Origin of the sequence: Achromobacter sp. Marseille-Q0513 (assembly GCF_018195695.1) — a bacterium.
Classification (GTDB): Bacteria; Pseudomonadota; Gammaproteobacteria; order Burkholderiales; family Burkholderiaceae_B; genus Achromobacter.
Map to the genome: position 1 here is coordinate 1 of NZ_JAGTJY010000131.1, position 15260 is coordinate 15260.

The 15260-nt window shown below is 69.2% G+C and carries 16 protein-coding genes; 4 read left to right on the forward strand and 12 right to left on the reverse strand.

Annotation, left to right across the window (positions count from 1 at the left end; all coding sequences use genetic code 11):
* The first annotated feature begins 312 nt into the window (after positions 1–312).
* Together KDH83_RS21910 and KDH83_RS21915 are read left to right on the forward strand one after the other, a co-directional pair.
* Entirely contained in the window at positions 313–2001 is a 1689-nt protein-coding gene (locus KDH83_RS21910; protein ID WP_212319787.1) for a SulP family inorganic anion transporter, read from the forward strand.
* A gap of 175 nt (positions 2002–2176) precedes the next feature.
* Positions 2177–2746, forward strand: coding sequence for a hypothetical protein (locus KDH83_RS21915; RefSeq protein WP_212319789.1), 570 nt, complete (start codon positions 2177–2179; stop codon positions 2744–2746).
* Between the two features lie 65 nt (positions 2747–2811).
* Here the strand turns inward: KDH83_RS21915 and fabI are convergent, their stop codons facing one another.
* The 8 genes from fabI to KDH83_RS21955 form a co-directional block, all read right to left on the reverse strand.
* Positions 2812–3585, reverse strand: a complete 774-nt coding sequence (gene fabI, locus KDH83_RS21920; RefSeq protein WP_212319792.1) for an enoyl-ACP reductase FabI — start codon at positions 3583–3585, stop codon at positions 2812–2814.
* Positions 3582–4766, reverse strand: a complete 1185-nt coding sequence (locus KDH83_RS21925) for an acetate kinase (RefSeq protein WP_212319794.1) — start codon at positions 4764–4766, stop codon at positions 3582–3584. Before KDH83_RS21925 ends, fabI begins: the two co-directional genes overlap by 4 nt.
* A 55-nt stretch (positions 4767–4821) precedes the next feature.
* Complete coding sequence (locus KDH83_RS21930) at positions 4822–5766, reverse strand: phosphate acetyltransferase (RefSeq protein WP_212319796.1); 945 nt, start codon at positions 5764–5766, stop codon at positions 4822–4824.
* A complete protein-coding gene (locus tag KDH83_RS21935) occupies positions 5763–8255 on the reverse strand; it encodes a DUF3141 domain-containing protein (protein WP_212319798.1) in 2493 nt (830 codons plus the stop codon). The genes KDH83_RS21930 and KDH83_RS21935 overlap by 4 nt, the downstream gene beginning before the upstream one ends.
* A gap of 200 nt (positions 8256–8455) precedes the next feature.
* The gene (locus tag KDH83_RS21940; RefSeq protein ID WP_212319800.1) at positions 8456–8851 is read right to left on the reverse strand and encodes a VOC family protein; all 396 of its coding nucleotides are present in this window, start codon (positions 8849–8851) and stop codon (positions 8456–8458) included.
* An 18-nt stretch (positions 8852–8869) separates the two neighbouring features.
* Entirely contained in the window at positions 8870–9508 is a 639-nt protein-coding gene (gene yfcF / locus KDH83_RS21945) for a glutathione transferase (RefSeq protein ID WP_212319802.1), read from the reverse strand.
* A 117-nt stretch (positions 9509–9625) separates the two neighbouring features.
* Entirely contained in the window at positions 9626–9955 is a 330-nt protein-coding gene (locus KDH83_RS21950; protein WP_212319804.1) for a DHCW motif cupin fold protein, read from the reverse strand.
* Between the two features lie 51 nt (positions 9956–10006).
* A complete protein-coding gene (locus KDH83_RS21955; RefSeq protein WP_212319806.1) occupies positions 10007–10492 on the reverse strand; it encodes a GNAT family N-acetyltransferase in 486 nt (161 codons plus the stop codon).
* A gap of 263 nt (positions 10493–10755) precedes the next feature.
* Between KDH83_RS21955 and KDH83_RS21960 the strand changes: the two genes are divergently transcribed.
* Both KDH83_RS21960 and KDH83_RS21965 read left to right on the forward strand, forming a co-directional pair.
* Complete coding sequence (locus KDH83_RS21960; RefSeq protein WP_212319820.1) at positions 10756–11691, forward strand: DnaJ C-terminal domain-containing protein; 936 nt, start codon at positions 10756–10758, stop codon at positions 11689–11691.
* Positions 11692–11693: 2 nt separating this feature from the next.
* Complete coding sequence (locus tag KDH83_RS21965) at positions 11694–12011, forward strand: chaperone modulator CbpM (protein WP_212319808.1); 318 nt, start codon at positions 11694–11696, stop codon at positions 12009–12011.
* Positions 12012–12084: 73 nt separating this feature from the next.
* On the opposite strand, the gene KDH83_RS21970 is transcribed toward KDH83_RS21965, so the two are convergent.
* The 4 genes from KDH83_RS21970 to KDH83_RS21985 all read right to left on the reverse strand — a co-directional run bounded on the left by KDH83_RS21970 (position 12085) and on the right by KDH83_RS21985 (position 15123).
* The gene (locus KDH83_RS21970; protein ID WP_212319810.1) at positions 12085–12510 is read right to left on the reverse strand and encodes a type II toxin-antitoxin system VapC family toxin; all 426 of its coding nucleotides are present in this window, start codon (positions 12508–12510) and stop codon (positions 12085–12087) included.
* The gene (locus KDH83_RS21975) at positions 12507–12782 is read right to left on the reverse strand and encodes a hypothetical protein (RefSeq protein WP_212319812.1); all 276 of its coding nucleotides are present in this window, start codon (positions 12780–12782) and stop codon (positions 12507–12509) included. Before KDH83_RS21975 ends, KDH83_RS21970 begins: the two co-directional genes overlap by 4 nt.
* 111 nt (positions 12783–12893) lie before the next feature.
* Positions 12894–13550, reverse strand: a complete 657-nt coding sequence (locus KDH83_RS21980) for a DsbA family protein (protein ID WP_212319814.1) — start codon at positions 13548–13550, stop codon at positions 12894–12896.
* A gap of 97 nt (positions 13551–13647) precedes the next feature.
* Entirely contained in the window at positions 13648–15123 is a 1476-nt protein-coding gene (locus KDH83_RS21985; RefSeq protein WP_103275831.1) for an inorganic phosphate transporter, read from the reverse strand.
* Between the last annotated feature and the right edge of the window lie 137 nt (positions 15124–15260).

Here is a 15260-nt window from a genome sequence, read left to right on the forward strand (position 1 = left end):
TGGGGCAGCGGGGGGACGGTGGTCACCTCCCCCGCGGCGGGGGGCGCTTTCGTGAAGTCCTTGGAAGGCAAGACGCTGCCGGCCGTGGCCGTGCTGGAAGCCCGCGCCGCCTGAGTCCCTGGTTGACGCGTCCGGCAAGAACGCCGGTTCGGCCTTGCGGCGGGACCGGCGTTTTTCTTCGCGCGTCGGCGCAAGGGATGCCGGGCGCCCGCCGTTCCGGCTATCGTCGTCTTGGCCGTTGATCTGGCCCCGACGCCGGACAGCCGCCTTGGTGTAGGCTTGGCGGTCCCACCGACGCTTCTTTCCCAGCCTATGAACCTGCGCTTTTTCCCTGGCCTGAACCACCTGCGCGGCCTGAGCCGCGATGCCGCCCGCCGCGATGTCATGGCCGGCCTGAGCGTGGCCGCCGTGGCGCTGCCAGTGGGCCTGGCCTACGCCGCCATGATGGGCGTGCCGCCGGTGGCCGGCTTGTGGGCGGCGATCGCCGGCATGCTGGGCTACGCGGTGTTCGGATCGTCGCGCACCCTGATCGTCGGGCCTGATACCGCGACCTGCACGCTGATCGCCGCCACGCTCACCGGCATGGCGCTGACCGATCCGCAGGACCGGCTGGGGGCGGCCACCGGCATCGCGCTGACCGTGGGCGTGGGCTGCCTGATCGCGCGGGTGCTGCGGCTGGGCGTATTGGCCAACCTGCTGTCGCGGCCCGTGCTGATCGGCTACATGGCGGGCGTGGCGATCACGCTGGCGCTGTCGCAGCTCAGCGGCCTGACCGGCGTGGGCCTGCGCAACAGCGGGCTGATCCATCCCTTCCTGGAGCTGTCGCGCCGCCTGCCGGAAATCCGCATCCCGACGCTGGCGCTGGGGCTGGGCTCCTGCCTGCTGCTGATCGCGCTCAAGCGCTGGCGGCCCAACTGGCCCGGCCCCATCCTGCTGGTGGTGGGCGCCTGCGCGGCGTCCTGGGCCTTCGATTTTCCCGGCATGGGCATCGCCGTGGTGGGCGAGGTGCCGGCTGGCCTGCCGGCGCTCAGCCTGCCGGTGCGGCTGGACGGCGTCGATGACATCCTGCTGGGCGCCGCTGGCGTGCTGGTGGTGAGTTTTTCCAGCGGCATCGTCACCGCCCGCAGCTTCGCGGCCCGCAGCGGCGAGCATATCGATCCGAACCGCGAACTGGTCGGCTTCGGCGCGGCCAACGTGGCCGCCGGGCTGTTCCAGGGCTTCGTCGTGACCGGCGCCGACTCGCGCACGGCGGTGGGACTGGTGGCGGGCGGCTCGTCGCCGCTGGTCAGCATCAGCGCGGCGGCGGCGCTGGCCGTGGTCGTGGGCCTGCTCAGCGGGCCGCTCTATTGGCTGCCGCAGGCCGTGCTGTCGGCCATTTTGCTGCTGGCGGCGGCCAGCCTGTTCGACGGGCACGCCTTCATGCGGCTGGCCCGCATTTCCCGCATCGAGCTGGCGTTCGGCGTGCTGGCCGCGGTCGGCGTGGTCGGCTTCGGCGTGCTGCAGGGAGTGGCCGTGTCGGTGGGCGCGACGCTGCTCTATGCCATGTACGTGTCGGGCAATCCGCGCGACGCGCTGCTGGGGCGCCAGCCAGGCGAGTCGGTGCTGGGCAAGCTGCACTTGAATCCGGAGGCGCAACCCGTGCCTGGCACGGTGATCTGGCTGTTCGAGTCGCCGGTATGGTTCTTCAATGCCGACACGTTCCGGCGGCGCGCTCGCGAGGTCATGGACCAGGCCGGCGACGTGCAATGGTTCGTGCTGGACGCCGAGGCCATGACCCAGGCAGACGCCGACGCGGTCGAGGCGCTGTACGAACTCAAGCGCGAGCTGGACGCGCGCGGCATGACGCTATTGGTGGCGGGCGGGCACGGCCAGTTCCGCACCGCGCTGGAGCGTTCGGGCCTGGTGAAGAAGATCGGTCGCGACAAGATCTTCGGCAGCCCGGAACAGGCGGTGGACGCCATCGAGCGCTGGCGCCAGCCGGCGCCGGCCGAGCTGGGCTGATGCGGCGCATTCCTCCTGGAGCCGGCCAGCGCAAGGGCGGCTGTGCCGGGCGCTGTCGCCGCCCAGGGCATTCTGACGGGGAATTCGACTATTCTGCTCAATGCACGGATGCGGCAATTCCTGTTTCGCGACCGCGCGCCGCTAGTCCGCAAGATCTATCGAGGGCGACGATTCGATGACCGAGCACAGCAAGACCTGGCGTCACAGCACCACGACCCGCAGCTGGTCCGCCAGCAGCGGTTCGCCGAGTGAGCCGTCCGGCGGGGCTGAGGCCTCTGGCGATGGCAGCGTCCATGTCAGCGAAGAATGGAGCTATGCCGGCAGCGACCAGGAAGGGTCGTTCGACGTCCGGATCAAGAACGGCGCGGTCACGGTAAACGGCTGTCGCTACGACAGCCTGGATCAGGTTCCGCGCGAGCAGCGCGAGCGCATCGAAGCCTTGCAGCAGGAGATGGGCCGCGGATCCCTGCAGGACATGCTGAGGCAGGCGGGCGTGGACATCAGCGAACTCAAGCAATGGACGGGACCGCGCAACGGCGTGGAGCCCGGCACGATCATGGGCGCGGACATGTCCGGCGAGCGCGATGCGGCGCCGGCCGTTCGTCTCGTGTCGCCGCCAGATGACGGCATGGCTGCCGCGCCGGGCGAAGTGCCGCGCAGCGGCATCCGACCCTGGATGATTCTGCTCGCGCTCGCAGGCGTCGGCATGGGCTTGCTGATACTGCGCCTGGTGGGGGTCTCCTAGACGCTGCGCGCGCTTGAGGGCGTCGAGGCGCTGGCCAGGGAGCGGTTCCGGGCGCGCCGCAGCGCTCAATCGATGATGTGATACCCGCCGTCGATATACAGCGTCTGCCCCGTCATGCGCCGCGCGGCATCGGTGGCCAGCCAGGCCGTGGCCTCGCCCACGTCGTCGATGGACACCAGGCTGCGCGCGGGCGCCTTGGCCTGGGCACGGTCCAGCAGCGTGTCGAACTCGGCGATGCCCGAGGCGGCGCGCGTCTTGAGCGGTCCCGGCGAGATCGCATGCACGCGGATGCCTTGCGGCCCCAGCTCGGCGGCCAGGTAGCGGGTGGCCGATTCCAGCGCGGCCTTGACCGGCCCCATCATGTTGTAGTGCTCGACCACCATCTGCGAGCCGTAGTAGCTCATGCAGAACAGCGCGCCGCCGTTCTTCATCAGCGGCTCGGCCAGCTTGGCCATGCGGATGAAGGACCAGCAGGACACGTCCATGGCCTGCAGGAAGCCGGCCCGCGAGCAGTCGGTGACGCGGCCGTGCAGGTCCTCGCGCGGCGCGAAGGCGATGGAATGCAGCACGAAGTCCAGCGCGCCCCATTCGCGCTCCAGACGCTCGAACACGGCCTCCAGTTCGCCTTCGTGCAGCAGGTTCAGCGGCATCAGCACGTCGGCCTGCACCTGCTCGGCCAGGGGTCGGACGTGGGGCAGGGCCTTGTCGTTCAGATAGGTCACGGCCAGTTCGGCGCCCATGGCGCGGAAGGCCTTGGCGCAGCCCCAGGCGATGGAATCGGCATTGGCTATGCCGGTGATCAGGCCGCGCTTGCCGGCCAGCGGTAGCGGCGCGTTCATCGTTGTTTCACCAGGGCGAGCGTGTGCTGGGCGATGATCAGCTCCTCGTTGGTGCGGACCACGTAGACGCCGATGCGGCTGTCGTCGCTGGAGATGCGCGGCCCCTGATGGGCGTTGCGTTCCGGGTCCAGCTTGATGCCCAGCCAGCCCCAGTGCTCGCTGATGGCCTGGCGGATGGCGGGGGAGTTCTCGCCCACGCCGGCGGTGAAGACGATGGCGTCGATGCCGTTCATGGCGCAGCCCAGGCCGGCCATGCCCTCGGCCACGCGCCAGGCGAAGTAGGACAGGGCCAGTTTCGCGCCGGGCGCGTCGCTGGCCAGCAGCTCGCGCATGTCGTTGCCGATGCCGGACAGGCCCTTCATGCCGCAGTCGTGATAGAGCAGGTGCTCGATCTCGTCATGGCTCATGCCGCGTTCCATCATCCACAGCACCACGCCGGGGTCCAGCCGGCCCGGCCGCGTGCCCATGGGCAGGCCCTCCAGCGCGGTGAAGCCCATGGTGCTGTCCACGCTCTTGCCCTGGTGGATGGCGCAGGCCGACACGCCCGAGCCCAGGTGGGCGGCGACGATCTTGCCCATCGCGACCTCGGGCAGCGCGCGCTGCAGGCGCTGGGCGATGTACTCGTAGGACAGGCCATGGAAGCCGTAGCGCCGCACGCCCTGCTGGTACAGCGAGTCGGGCAGGGCGTAGCGGTCGGCCACCTCGGAATGGCTGCGATGGAAGGCGGTGTCGAAGCAGGCGACCTGGGGAATCCAGGGGCGGCGCTCGCGGATCACGCGGATGGGCGCCAGGTTGTTGGGCTGGTGCAGCGGCGCCAGCGGGGTGTAGGCATCCAGCCGCGCCAGGATGTCGTCATCGATCAGCACTGGCTCGGACAGCTCGGGGCCGCCGTGCACCACGCGGTGGCCCACGGCCAGCGGCGCGCCGCCCAGGTGGCCGCTGAGCCAGGTGCCCACGACTTCCTGGCCATTGGGCACGTCGGGCGCGTGGCTGGGAGCGATGTCGCGCTCGACCAGCGTCTGGCCGGCGGCATCGCGCACCCGCAGGCGCGGGTGCGTGGTGCCGATGCCTTCGAGCTGGCCGCCCAGGCGCGGCGCCAGCTCTTCCTTGCCGTCGATGTCGTAGAGGTAGAACTTGATGCTGGAACTGCCTGCGTTGATGACGAGGATGGTGTCGGACATGGAATGGGGGAATCCGTTGCGGTGGGCGAAGGACGAAACCGAAGCCTGGCCGGCCTCAGGCCAGCGGGCGGGCCTGCTGCTGGGCCAGGTGGTGCGAGTAGATCGCCGCCACCGCCGCCGAGGCCAGGCGCGAGCGCGGGCTGTCCGCGCGGCTGGTCAGGATGATGGGCACGCGCGCGCCCAGCACGATGCCAGCGGCCTCGGCGTTGGCCAGGAAGGTCAGGTTCTTGGCCAGCATGTTGCCGGCTTCCAGGTCCGGCACCACCAGCACCTGGGCCACGCCCGCCACGTGCGAGCGGATGCCCTTGATGCGGGCCGCTTCCGGGCTGATGGCGTTGTCCAGCGCCAGCGGGCCGTCCAGCAGGCCGCCGGCGATCTGGCCACGGTCCGCCATCTTGCACAGCGCGGCGGCTTCAATGGTGCTGGGGATGCTGGGCGTGACCTGTTCCACCGCCGACAGGATGGCCACGCGCGGCTCGCCCAGGCCCAGCCCGTGATGCAGGTCGATCACGTTGCGGATGATGTCGGCCTTGGTTTCCAGGTCGGGGAAGATGTTGATCGCCGCGTCGGTGATGAACAGCGGCTCCGGGTAGGTGGGCACTTCCATGATGAACACATGGCTGATGCGGCGGCTGCTGCGCAGCCCGGTGTTGCGCGCGACGACCTCGTGCATGAGTTCGTCGGTGTGCAGGCTGCCCTTCATCAGCAGGCTGGCCTCGCCGCTGCGCACCAGCGCCACGGCGGTCTCGGCCGCCGCGTGGCTGTGCGGCGCGTCGACGATGCGCGCGTCGCCCAGGTTCAGGCGGAACTGCGCGGCGGTTTCGCGGATCTTGCGCTCCGGACCGACCAGGATGGGCTGCAGCAGGCCCAGGTCGCGCGCTTCCAGCGCGGCCGACAGCGACGGTTCGTCGCAGGGATGGGCGATGGCGCAGGGCGCGGCCGACAGGGTCTGGGCGCGGGCGATGAGCTTGTCGTAATGCGTGGAGGACGGCAGGTTCATTGCGGTTTGGTCTTGTTGTTGGCGGGTTTGCGGGCGGCGGCCGATTTGGCGGCGGCTGTGGTTGTGGTCTTCGACGCGGTTTTGGTTGCCGCCTTCGTGGAGGCCTTCGCGCCTGTTCCGGCGGCCAGCGCCGTCACGGCGCGGGTGCGCCTGGCGGCCTGCTTCGCGGCCGCACCGGCGGGCTCGACGGCGGGATCGGCCACGGCGGCCTTGACGCGCTGGCGCGCCGGCGCGGCGGTCTTGCGCGCAGTCGTGGCCTTGCGTGGCGCGGCGGTGTCGCGCGGCGTGGCGCCGTTGCGGCCGTGGTGCTCGGCGCGGCGCGCGGCCGCCTCGAAGATATGCTCCATTTCGCCCAGGCTTTCGCGCGCCGCCGCGCTCAGCGGCTCGGCGGCTTCCAGCACCCGCTTCATCTCTTCCAGCGCGGTACGGATGGCGGCGGGCGTTTCGCCCTCCAGCAGGCGCGGCATGGCGTGGATGGCGGCGGGCGCGTCCAGCGTCAACATCAGCGCCTGGTCGCGGGTCAGGTCCTTGAATTCCTGCAGCGTCATGGCGTTGTCGGACTCGGCGCGCATCTTGCGGATCAGCGCGAAGCTGCGTTCGTCCAGGCCGCCCTCGGCGCCGGCCACGTACAGCAGCATGCGCACGGCGGCCACGCGCAGTCCGCCTTCCTGCAGTTGCGAGCGCAGCTCGGCGGCGCGGGCCACCATGAAGTCGCGGTGTTCGGGCGACACGCCGGGATGGCGGCGCGGCAGGCCGTCCTGCGCGCCCAGGCCGGCCAGGTCCTGCACCACTGGCGAACCGTAGATGCTCATGAAGCTGCGCTCGGCGGCCGAGTCACGCAATTCCTGCCAGATGTTCAGGCTGGTCTCGATCCAGTTGGACACCATTTCCTGGGCCACCAGGAACGGATTGGCGGACGAGACGGGCTGGCGGTGCTCGCGCACCTGCTCGGCCACGCGGGCGATGGGGGCGACCAGCGGGTTGCGGTCGGAAATCAGCTCATAGGGCAGGCGCAACGGATGCAGGCGCTGCAGCCATTCGGCCGATTGCGGCGTCACGGTGGCGCGCAGCCAGGGCTGCACGAAGCTGCGGTACATGCCCAGGTTGATGTCCGAGATGCGGGCCACGGCGGCGAAACGGCGGTCGTCGTCTTCCTTGCGGTCGACGATGGCGCGCACATCGTCCAGCCGGCGCTCCTCGAACGACAGCACGTAGTCGCCCTGGGCCAGGTCGGCGTTCGGCGTGTCCGGCGTCTTGTCGGTGATCTCGGCTTGATAGATGCCGGGAGGCAGCACGTCGATCATGTCGATGTTCGACGTGAATTCCTGATGTTCCTTGCGGGCCACGCTGCCGGACACGAAGATGCCCAGGTGGCCGATGCTCTCGTGCACGGCGTAGACGATGGTCTGGCCGTGGGCCAGCACTTCGGCGTCATCCTGGTACAGATCGGGGATCCAGCCCAGCGCCTGCGGCGGCGGCGTGATGTTGTCGCCCTTGGAGCAGAACACGACGATGGGCGAGCGGATGTTGCGCAGGTCGATGCGGATGCCGTCGGACGTGACCAGCCCGGCGGTGGCCAGGCGGTTGCCCACGAACAGCTTGTCCACGATGTACTGGATCTCGGGGCCGTTCAGGAACACGTGGCCGCCCCACCATTTCTCGAAGCTCAGGTAGCGGCCCGCCTCGGTGTCGACCTTGGAGTAAAGGCTGTACTGCTTGCTCCAGAGGGTGTTGGCCGGGTTCAGGTTCTCGAAGTTCTGCACCAGCCAGGCGCCGTCGAACTTGCCGTTGCCGATGTCGCTCGTGAGCGCGGTGAGCCAACTGCCGCCCAGCAGGCCGCCGGAATAGCGCATGGGGTTCATGCCGCGCCAGCCGGCCCAGTAGGACAGCGGCGCGCCGGCCACGATGATGGGGCCGAACAGCTCGGGCCGCACGGCGGCGGTCATCATGATCTGCCAGCCGGCCTGGCAATTGGCCACGACCACGGGCTTGCCTTCCGCGTCGGGATGGCGGGCGATGATCTCTTCCAGGAAGCGCGCCTCGGCCTGGATCACGTCCTCGACCGTCTGGGTCGGCATGGGCTGGGGCAGGAAGGTGGCGAAATAGCAGGCATGTCCGGCGCGCAGCGCCACGCCGATCTCGCTTTCCGGCTTGAAGCCGCCGATGCCGGGGCCGTGGCCGGCGCGCGGGTCGACCACCAGGAAGGGGCGCTTGATCGGGTCGGTTTCGACGCCTTGGGGCGGCGTGATGCGCAGCAGGCCGTAGTTGACCGGACGGGGGAATTCGCGGCCATCCAGCACCAGCTCGTATTCCATGCTCAGCACGTTGGGCGCGCGCTTGGCCATGTGCTGGTGGTACTGGTTGCCGCGCTGGCGCATCACGTCGGCGTAGAGGACGCCGCGTTGCCAGGCATCCACTGCGTACTCATAGGCGGCCGTCCAGGGGTTGGCGGACGGGGCGGGGTCGCGATCCTTGCCGGGTTCGGCCATGGCGATCTCCTGTATAGGCGGGTAGCTTTCCGGCATGGATGCACGCCGGACCGATTCCAGAGTGGAACCGGTTGACTTGACCTCCCCATTACACCGCAATCGATGTTGCATCGCAACATAGGCGGGTTTGATACAGGTCAAACCTCGGCGGACTATGCGTCCCTTCTTATCGTTCCCGGCCGGCCTGCGCGCCGGGAGCGTTACTCGGGGTCGTGGCAGACGGCTTCGATGCGATTGCCGCAGGGATCGAGCAGGAAGGCGGCGTAGTAATGCGGGTGATAGTGCGGACGCAGGCCGGGCGCGCCGTCGTCGCGGCCGCCATGCGCCAGGCCGGCGGCATGGAAGCGGTCCACGGCGCTTTTGCTGGCCGCCTTGAAGCACCAGTGGCGACGCGCGTCGCCGCCGGCCTGCGAGGACGCGAAAACCGACAGATAGGTATGGCCGGCGTCGCCGGGGCGGCAGCGCTCGCCGTAGCCCAGGGCGTCCTCGCGGTCGTAGACCTTGGACGCGCCCAGTGCATCCATCACCGCGTCATAGAACGGGCGCGCCTCGTCCAGTCGAGGGACCGTGATGGAGACGTGGTCGAGCAGCTTCATCGCGGCGCGTCGCCGGCGTCAGCGTCGCGCGGCCGCGTTGTGATCCAGCCACTTGCGAATGCTGGGGCGTTGCCACTGCGCCTCGGCATAGGCGCGCAGCGTGTCGGTCAGCAGATCGTCCAGCCACAGGCGGCGCAGCGCGGTGGCCAGGTCGGCATCGGCGATGCTCCAGGCGTCGAACAGCGTGGCCTGGCCGGCGCCGATCAGCGCCCCGCTGACCTGGATCAGCTTGGCCGCGGCCGCGTGGCCGTCGCCGGACAGGGGCTGGCCGGGCTGGTCCCAGAACACGGTTTCGGTCGGGCGCTCCTGGCGCAGGGCGCCCAGGTCGCTGCGCAGCCAGGCCTGCAGCTGGCGCGCGCGGGCGCGGGCCTGGGGGGCCTCGGGATACAGCGCCAGATGATCGGGCGCCGGATAGAGCTGTTCCAGGTATTCGGCGATGGCCGTCGATTCGGTCAGGTGGAAATCGCCGTGGGTCAGGGCGGGCACGCGGGACGTGAGGGAACGGCTCTGGAAGGGCACCATGCGCTGCTCGCCCGCCGACAGGTCGATGGGGCGCACTTCGAAGGCCAGTTTTTTCTCGGTCAGCGCGACATAGGCCGACATGGCGTAGGGGCTGAGGAACTGGGAATCGACGAATAGCGTGAAAGGGGCGCCCAATTGAGTTCTCCGGTCAGGCGGTTGCTGGATGATGTAGACAAGCCTTGGGCCGCGCCGCCGTGGCGATGCGGCCCTACAGCGTAACGCAATTGAAATTTCGCGTGTCGCGCGGGCGCCTCAGTCAACGATGAACAGGCGCGCGCCGGTGGGCGTGGACGAGCGGTGGGGCTCGGCCTGGTCCGCCACCTGGTAGCTCATGCCCGGCGTCAGCACGAAACGGCGGCCATCCTCGAGCTCGGTGTGCAGCTCGCCGTCCAGGCAGAAGAGGATATGGCCCTTGCTGCACCAGTGGTCCGCCAGGTAGCCGGGGGAATATTCCACCATGCGCACGCGTACATCGTCGAACTGGCGCGTGCGCCAGTAGGCGACGCCGGTTTCGCCGGGATGCTCGGTGCGTTCGACCTCGTTCCAGTCGGTGGTGCCGAAGGGGATGTTGCTCATCTTCATGATCGATCCTGCCCCGCGGTCGCGCGGGTGGTGGTTGCAAAGTGGGGGGATTCAGGCGGCCAGTTTCTTCTGCCAGAACATGGCGCGGCCCGTGTGCTCGTCCAGCGCGTAGCCTTCGTAGCCCTGCCTGCGGTACAGGCCCTGCGCCACCGCGTTGCCTTCCAGCACTTCCAGCGTGATCTTGCAGCAGCCCAGCGCGCGGCCGCGCTGTTCCAGCGCGGTCAGCAGCGCCTTGCCCACGCCCTGGCCCTGGAAGCGGGGCGAGACGCCCAGGTCGTGCAGGTTCAGCAGCGGACGGCAGGCAAAGGTGGAAAAGCCTTCGAGATAGATGGCCACGCCGGCCGGCTGGCCGTCCACGCGGGCCAGCAGCGCGCGCGCGGTGGGGCGGCGGGCCAGTTCGGGGATCAGGTCGCGGTGGACATGGGCCGGCAGGGGCGTGTTGCCGCCCATGGGGCCGCTGGCGTATTCGTCGAGCATGGCCAGCACCTGGCGGCCATGTTCCGGGTTGTTGAAATCGACGTCGATGATTTCCAGCATGATGGGGTTCCTGCGCTTCCGCCTTGTCGCATGGGCTCCTGGCTGCCTGCCGGCGGCCGGTCCCGGTTCTGGTTGCGCCGTCGTCGTTGGACGGCGTGCCGGGGCCGGCATGCGCGGCAAGCGGCCCCGTCCGCAATTATGGCGCGGTTGCCGACCGTCTGCGCCCACGCATTGAAAAAACGGCGCGCAGCCCCTATCTTCTATCCATTGGATGGCCGATTCCGGCGCGGCCGGCGGCTGCAACCCTTTCAATGGGCTGGGACATGGAGTTCAAGGACTACTACGGCATACTCGGCGTGGAGCGCAGCGCCTCGGACGACGAGATCCGTCGGTCCTACCGCAAGCTCGCCCGCAAATATCATCCCGACGTCAGCAAGGAAAGCGACGCCGAGGCCCGCATGCGCGACGTCAACGAAGCCTACGACGTGCTGCGCGACCAGGAAAAGCGCCAGGCCTACGACAACCTGGCGGCCGGCGTGTCGCCGGATGGCGGCTTCCAGCCGCCGCCCGGCTGGGACGAAGGTTTCGAGTTCCATCGCGGCGCGGCGCCCGGCGACGAGGCGCAATTCAGCGAATTCTTCTCGTCCCTGTTCGGCGGGGCGCGGCGGCATGCGCCGCAGCAGGACTTCCGCGCGCGCGGCGAGGACCATCACGCGGCGATCGAGGTCGACCTCGACGACGCGCTGCATGGCGCCACCCGCGACATCAGCCTGCGCTCGATGCGGGTGGACGATCAAGGCCGCCCGCAGATGAGCACGCGCACCCTGAGCGTGCGCATTCCGGCGGGCGTGCGCGAAGGCCAGTACATCCGCCTGGGCGGGCAGGGCATGCCGGGCTACGGCGGCGGCGAGAACGGCGACCTGTATCTCGAAGTGCGCTTCAAGCCGCATGCGCGCTATCGCGCCGAGGGCCGTGACCTGTACATGTCCTTGCCCGTGGCACCGTGGGAAGCGGCCCTGGGCGCGCAGGTCGAGGCGCCCACGCCCGGGGGCACGGTGGAAGTGTCCATCCCCGCGGGGTCGGCCAATGGCCGCAAGCTGCGGCTGCGCGGCCGGGGCATACCTGGCGATCCGCCCGGCGACCTGTACCTGGTGCTGGAATTGGCGCTGCCGCCGGCCGACACCGAGGCCGCCAAGCAGGCCTATCGCAAGATGCAGCAGGACCTGCCCTTCAACCCGCGCCGGCACCTGGGAGCCTGAACATGAAGAAAGTCGTCATCGCCAGCGCCACCGTGGTGGGCAAGTCGCAGCCACTGGACGCAAACGAGCTGGCGCACGCCTGCGGCGCCGAAGTGGAATGGGTGGCCCGCCTGGTGGAGGTGGGCATCGTCAGCGCCGCCGGCGACCGCCGGGAAGAATGGCGGTTTCACAGCCTGGACCTGCGGCGCGCCCGCGAGGCGCGCCGGCTGGAACGTGATTTCGACGCCGGTCTGGACGCCGTGGCGCTGATTCTGGATCTGAGCCAGGAAGTGCGCAGGCTGAAGGCGCAACTGCGTGTGCTGGGGGGTGACGCGGAGTAGGCGCGGGGCAAGAACCGGACTTGCCCGCAAGCCAGGTGGTCTGCCGGGGCGAGGCACGCGGTGCATGGCGGCTTCAGTCGGATGACCAGGGGTTCAGCAACGGCGTGCCCAGTGGCGTGAAGTCGGCCACATTGCGCGTGACGACGATCATGCCGTGTACCAGTGCCGTCGCCGCGATCAGCGCATCCCGTTCGGAGCGCAGGTCCGGCACGTGCAGGGCGGCGCAGCGCCGCGCGATCTTGACGTCTATCGGCAAGACCTGGGCGGCGAACGTGGGCATCACGCGGCCGTTCATCCAGGCGCGCAGCACGATGTCTTGTCGTGGATCCTTGCGCTCCGCGCGTTGAATCCCGATTTCGAGTTCCATGACGGTGATGGCGGACAGGAACAAGGCAGACGTGTCCACATTGGCTATCCATGCGGACACCTTGGCGTTGGCCTGGCCGGCGCCTGCCTTGCGAAGTTCGGAAACGACATTGGTGTCGAGCACGTACCTCATTGGCCGGCGGATGGCTGGAACACGAGTTCCAGACGGGGCGGATCGAATTCGATGTTTTCGATGCCGGGCATGGCCAATGCCTGGGCGATGGTTTGCCGCTGTGGCGTCTGGCCGGACAGCGTCTCTGAGTGTGACTGGGCATGCGGGTGGCCGGCCTGTTGCCTGGAGCGGGTAACCCGGCGCCGAGGCTGAACGCGGTGCGGACCGGTCATGCCGGTAGTGGCCGAGGGAGGGTTGCCCCTGGAATTGTTCGAATAGGCGGCGTGGGTCATGGTGGCATCTCCTGGCCTCGGAAATCGAGGCATGGACGCCACCTTACCGCTGCCCGCCGACCCCGCCTATTCGTACAAGCCGAAGTGACCGGCGCGTCCCGCCAGAGCGGCTCAGCCCGCGCCCTTGATCCGCTCGCGCAGCTCGGCCTGCCACTGCGTCGGCCGGCCCAGGTAGCGGCCCGGTTCCAGCAAGGCATAGCCGCCCTTGCGCTCCAGGGCGAAGGTCGGGAAGCCCGAGCCGCCGATCTGCGACAGCAGGCGGCGGCTTTGCGCGATGTGATCAAGCGTGGCGGCGCCGGCCGCGTCGGCCTGGGCGGCCGCGTAGGCGTCGGCGTCCAGGCCGATCTCGGCCGCCAGCTCCCGCAGCACGGCGGGATCGGCGATGCGTCGCCCTTCGACGTAATGGGCGCGCTGGATGCGCTTGAGCAGGTCCAGTCCGTTGCCGGCCAGGTTCTCGGCGGCCAGGATGGCGGTGGTGGGCGGTTCGGAATCGAACACGGCGCCGCCGTCGCGCAGCAGGCCATCGAAATAATCGGCGCCGAACGGCTGGCCGGTCAGGCCGGCGATGCGCTCGTCATGCGGCATGACGTAGCGCCGCAGCGCGTCGGTGACGGGCTGGCGGTTGCTGCCGGCCATCATGCCGCCGCCGTGGAGGGCGATGGCCAGGCCGGGCACGGCGCGGGCGGCGTCCACCAGCGGCGCGGCGCCGTAGCACCAGCCGCACAGCGGGTCGTAGATGTAGTGGAGGATGGGAGAGGATGCGTTCATGGCGTCATGTTAGGCGCCGGACGCGGCGGCAGATAGCCTGGCGCGGTAGCCAGACTGTTGCGCCGGCCGCGCGGATGGTCCGCGCGGCCGCGATGCCTTATCCCGCGATGCGCACGCCGACCCAGAACAGGCCGGCGGCCAACAGCATCGAGGCGGGCAGGGTCAGCACCCAGGCCAGCAGGATGTTGCGCACCGTGCCGCCCTGCAGGCCGCTCTTGTTCGCGATCATGGTGCCGGCGATGCCAGAGGACAGCACGTGCGTGGTCGACACCGGCAGGCTGAAGACGTTGGCCAGGCCGATGGCGCCCATGGCGGTCACCTGCGCGGACATGCCCTGCGCGTAGGTCATGCCCTGCTTGCCGATCTTCTCGCCCACGGTCAGCACCACGCGGCGCCAGCCGACCATGGTGCCGGCGCCCAGCGCCAGCGCCACGGCGACGATCACCCAGAAGGGCGCGTATTCGGTGGTGGCGGTCAGGTCGGTGCGCAGGCGTTGCAGGTCGGCGCGTTCGCGGGCCGGCAGTTCCTTCAGGCGCGCGACCTTCTTGGCCGTGTCGTCCAGGCACAGCAGGTAGCGGCGCACGTCGATGCGCTTGGCGGCCGGCAGGTCGCCGTAGTGGCTCACGCCCTGCAGGTCGGCCTGCAGCGCGGCGATGGTGGGCAGCGTCAGTTCGGGATCGCAGCGGAAGCTGGGCGGCAGGTCCGAGGCGCCGCCGCCGCGCTTGAGCGCCAGATAGTCGCCCAGCGTGGCTTCGTTGCGGTGGTAGAACGCGCTCAGGTGCGTGGCGGCGTCGCGGGTGCGTTCGATCTGGTAGGTGGTGCTGTTGGTGTCCAGCACGAAATTGGCGGGCACGATGCCGATCAGCACCAGCATGATCAGGCCGATGCCTTTCTGGCCATCGTTCGAGCCGTGCACGAAGCTCACGCCCATCGCCGACAGCACCAGCACCAGGCGGTTCCAGAACGGCGGGTGCTTCTTGTTGTCCAGTTCGCGCCGTTGCTCGGGCGTCTTGTGCATCTTCGACAGCGGTAGCCAGCGCTTGAGCGCCAGCAGCAGGCCGCCCGCGATCAGGAAGCCCGCCACCGGCGAGACCACCAGCGACAGGCCGATGTCGATGGCCTTGCCCCAATTGACGCCGTCGCCCAGCGGCAGGTCGGTGATCAGCGCATTGGCCAGGCCCACGCCCAGGATGGAGCCGATCAGCGTGTGCGAGCTGGAGGCGGGGATGCCGAAATACCAGGTGCCCAGGTTCCAGGCGATGGCGGCGGCCAGCATGGCGAACACCATGGCCAGGCCGCGTCCGGTATCCACGTTGATCAGCAATTCGACCGGCAGCAGGTGGACGATGGCATAGGCCACGCCCACGCCGCCCAGCAGCACCCCGAGAAAATTGAAGATCCCCGACAGCACCACCGCCAGATGCGGCGGCATGGCCTTGGTGTAGATCACCGTGGCGACGGCGTTGGCCGTGTCATGGAAGCCGTTGATGAATTCGAAGGCCAGGACGAAGGTCAGGGCCAGCACGAGGCTGAGGCCGACCCAGAGGTCTAGGCCATGGAAGAGGTCGAACATGGAGGCGGGGGGAGGTTCCGGCGAAGGTGCCGATTATTGCAGATTTGTGACCTGTCCCCGATGAGTCCGGACAAGCTCCCGGCATGGCGCCGGTCCGGGGGGGAAGAATGCGATAGCATCCGGGGTTCGGCGCCGCC